The following is a 3,047-nucleotide window of genomic DNA, read 5'->3' on the forward strand; positions in this document are numbered from 1 at the left end:
CGCTGCAGTCCCAGCCCGCCAACGCGATCAAGAAAGCGCTCGGCCGCGAGGGGATTTCGGTCGACCAGCTCGACGTCGTCGAGATCAACGAGGCGTTCGCTGCGGTGGCGCTGGCCTCGACCCGCGAACTGGGCATCGACCCCGAGATTGTCAACGTCAACGGCGGTGCGATCGCGGTCGGGCACCCGATCGGCATGTCGGGCGCCAGGATCACGCTGCATGTGGCCCTGGAGTTGGCCCGCCGCGGCTCCGGCTATGGCGTTGCGGCCCTGTGCGGGGCCGGCGGCCAGGGCGACGCGCTGATCCTGCGCGCGGGCTGACCGGTGCCGAACTGGCCGGTAACTTTGCTGCGGTCCGACGCGTCGAATCTGGTGTGATTTGTGTCATATCAGGCTTTTGCTGTCGGCACCCGGGTGGACCCGTGACCGGCGCGACGTGACAAACTTGACGGCGTGACGCGTCCGCGACCCTCGATCGGGCCCGCATTGGCCGGTGCGGTCGATCTTTCCGGTCTCAAGCAGCGAGCCCAGCAGGGCGCTTCGTCGCCCGCCGGGGGCGGGCCGGCGGGGCGGGCGGCCCCGGGGGCGACCGAGGTCACCGAAGCCAATTTCGAACAGGAAGTGCTGCTTCGCTCCGACGAGGTCCCGGTGGTGGTCGCGTTGTGGTCGCCGCGCAGTGACGCGTGTGTTCAGCTCGTCGAGACGCTGGCCGGCTTGGCAGCCGAGGACGACGGCAAGTGGTCGTTGGCGACGGTCAACGTCGACGTGGCCCCCAGGGTGGCCCAGATATTCGGCGTCGACGCGGTCCCGACCGTGGTCGCGTTGGCCGCCGGGCAGCCGCTATCCAGTTTTCAGGGTGTACAGCCGCCCGACCAGTTGCGACGCTGGGTGGATTCGCTGTTGCAGGCGACGGCCGGGAAACTAAGGGGCCCAAGCGGTTCCGAGCAGGTGGAAGTGGATCCGGAGTTGGCCCACGCCCGCCAGCAGCTCGAGGACGGCGACTTCGCTGGCGCCAAGGAGTCGTATCAGGCGATCCTGGACGCCAACCCGGCGAGCGCCGAAGCCAAGGGCGCGATCCGCCAGATCGACTTCCTCACGCGCGCAACGGCCCAACGCCCGGACGCGGTTGCGGTGGCCGCCGCCGCTCCAGGCGACATCGACGCCGCGTTCGCGGCCGCAGACGTGGAAATCCTCAACCAGGATGTCAGCGCGGCGTTCGAGCGCCTAATCGCGTTGGTGCGCAGCACATCCGGCGACGAACGCACCCGGGTGCGCACCCGCCTGATCGAGTTGTTCGAGCTGTTCGATCCGGCCGACCCCGAGGTTGTCGCCGGTCGGCGCAACCTCGCCAACGCGCTGTACTGAGTTTCCCTGCCGAGCAGACGCAAAATCACCCTAAAACCACGTCTTTAGGGTGATTTTGCGTTCCCCCGCAAGCGGGAGGTGCCCCCAGCTCGCGCTACCGGTTCCTATTCGGGTTCCAGCCACAGCGCGGACGTGGGCGGCAGCACCATCACCGCCGAGGCGGGGCGGCCGTGCCACGGGTCCTCGGTGGCGTCGACGCCGCCCATATTGCCGATACCCGAGCCGTTGTACACCGTTGCGTCGGTGTTGAGCACCTCGCGCCAGCGGCCGGCGTAGGGCAGCCCGAGGCGGTAGCCGCTGTGCTCCGAACCGGCGAAATTGAAGACGCACGCCATTACCGAGCCGTCTTTGCCATATCGCAGGAAACTCAGCACGTTGTTGGCCGAGTCATTGGCGTCGATCCAGGAATACCCCTCGGGGACGGTGTCCTGACTCCACAGGGCCGGGCGGCTGCGATAAATCTGGTTGATGTCGCGCACGAAGCGCAAGACCCCGTTGGAGAAGCCCTGCTCATCGAGCTGCCACCAATCCAAACCGTTCTGCTCTGACCACTCGGCGCGCTGAGCGAATTCCTGGCCCATGAACAACAATTGCTTGCCCGGGTGCGCCCACTGGTAGGCGAGCAGGCTGCGCAGCCCCGCGGCCTTGACGTGGTTGTTGCCCGGCATCCGACCCCACAGAGTCCCCTTGCCGTGCACCACTTCATCGTGACTGATCGGCAGCACGTAGTTCTCGCTGAAGGCGTACAGCATCGAGAACGTCATCTCGTGGTGATGGTAGCTGCGGTAGATCGGATCGCGGCTGATGTAGTCGAGCGTGTCGTGCATCCAGCCCATGTTCCACTTCATCGAAAAGCCAAGGCCGCCAAGGTTGGTCGGCCGCGTGACGCCCGGCCACGACGTCGACTCCTCGGCGACGGTGACAATGCCGGGCGCAGCCTTGTGTGCCGTGGCGTTCATCTCCTGCAGGAACTGCACGGCCTCCAAGTTCTCCCGCCCGCCGTAGACGTTCGGGGTCCAGCCGCCCTCGGGGCGCGAGTAGTCCAGGTACAGCATCGATGCGACCGCGTCCACCCGCAGGCCGTCCACGTGAAACTCCTCGAGCCAGTACAGCGCGTTGGCGACCAGGAAGTTGCGCACCTCCGCGCGGCCGAAGTCGAAGACGTAAGTCCCCCAGTCGAGTTGCTCGCCGCGCTTGGGGTCGGCGTGCTCGTAGAGCGGGGTGCCGTCGAATCGGCCCAACGCCCACGCGTCTTTCGGGAAGTGCGCCGGCACCCAGTCCACGATTACGCCGATACCGGCCTGGTGCAGGGCGTCGACCAGCGCCCGGAAGTCGTCGGGCGCGCCGAATCGAGACGTCGGGGCATAGTACGACGTGACCTGGTATCCCCACGAGCCCGCGAACGGGTGTTCGGCGACCGGCAGCAGCTCCACATGTGTGAACCCGTGCTCCACAACGTAATCCGTCAGTTCACGGGCGAGCTGACGGTAGCTCAGCCCCGGGCGCCAGGAACCGAGGTGCACCTCGTAGGTGCTCATCGGCTCGAAGACCGGATTGCGCTGCGCGCGCCGCGCCATCCAGTCGGCGTCCTCCCACGTGTAGGTGCTGCGCGTGACGCGGGACGCCGTGTGCGGCGGGACTTCGGTGGCGAATGCCATGGGGTCGGCCCGCTCGGTCACCACG

At 67.2% G+C, this 3,047-nt stretch carries 2 protein-coding genes and 1 pseudogene; 2 read left to right on the plus strand and 1 reads right to left on the minus strand.

Going from position 1 to position 3,047, the window contains the following annotated elements; translation table 11 throughout:
• Positions 1-320, plus strand: a pseudogene (locus A5706_RS04670) (acetyl-CoA C-acyltransferase); the annotation flags it as partial.
• Positions 321-452: 132 nt separating this feature from the next.
• Complete coding sequence (locus A5706_RS04675) at positions 453-1,364, plus strand: tetratricopeptide repeat protein (RefSeq protein ID WP_068127536.1); 912 nt, start codon at positions 453-455, stop codon at positions 1,362-1,364.
• 104 nt (positions 1,365-1,468) lie between these two features.
• Here A5706_RS04675 and glgB read toward each other — a convergent pair.
• The coding region (glgB, locus tag A5706_RS04680) for a 1,4-alpha-glucan branching protein GlgB (protein ID WP_068127538.1) at positions 1,469-3,047 on the minus strand (1,579 nt) is incomplete at its 5' end.

Origin of the sequence: Mycobacterium sp. E796, from assembly GCF_001672815.1 — a bacterium.
Classification (GTDB): Bacteria; Actinomycetota; Actinomycetes; order Mycobacteriales; family Mycobacteriaceae; genus Mycobacterium.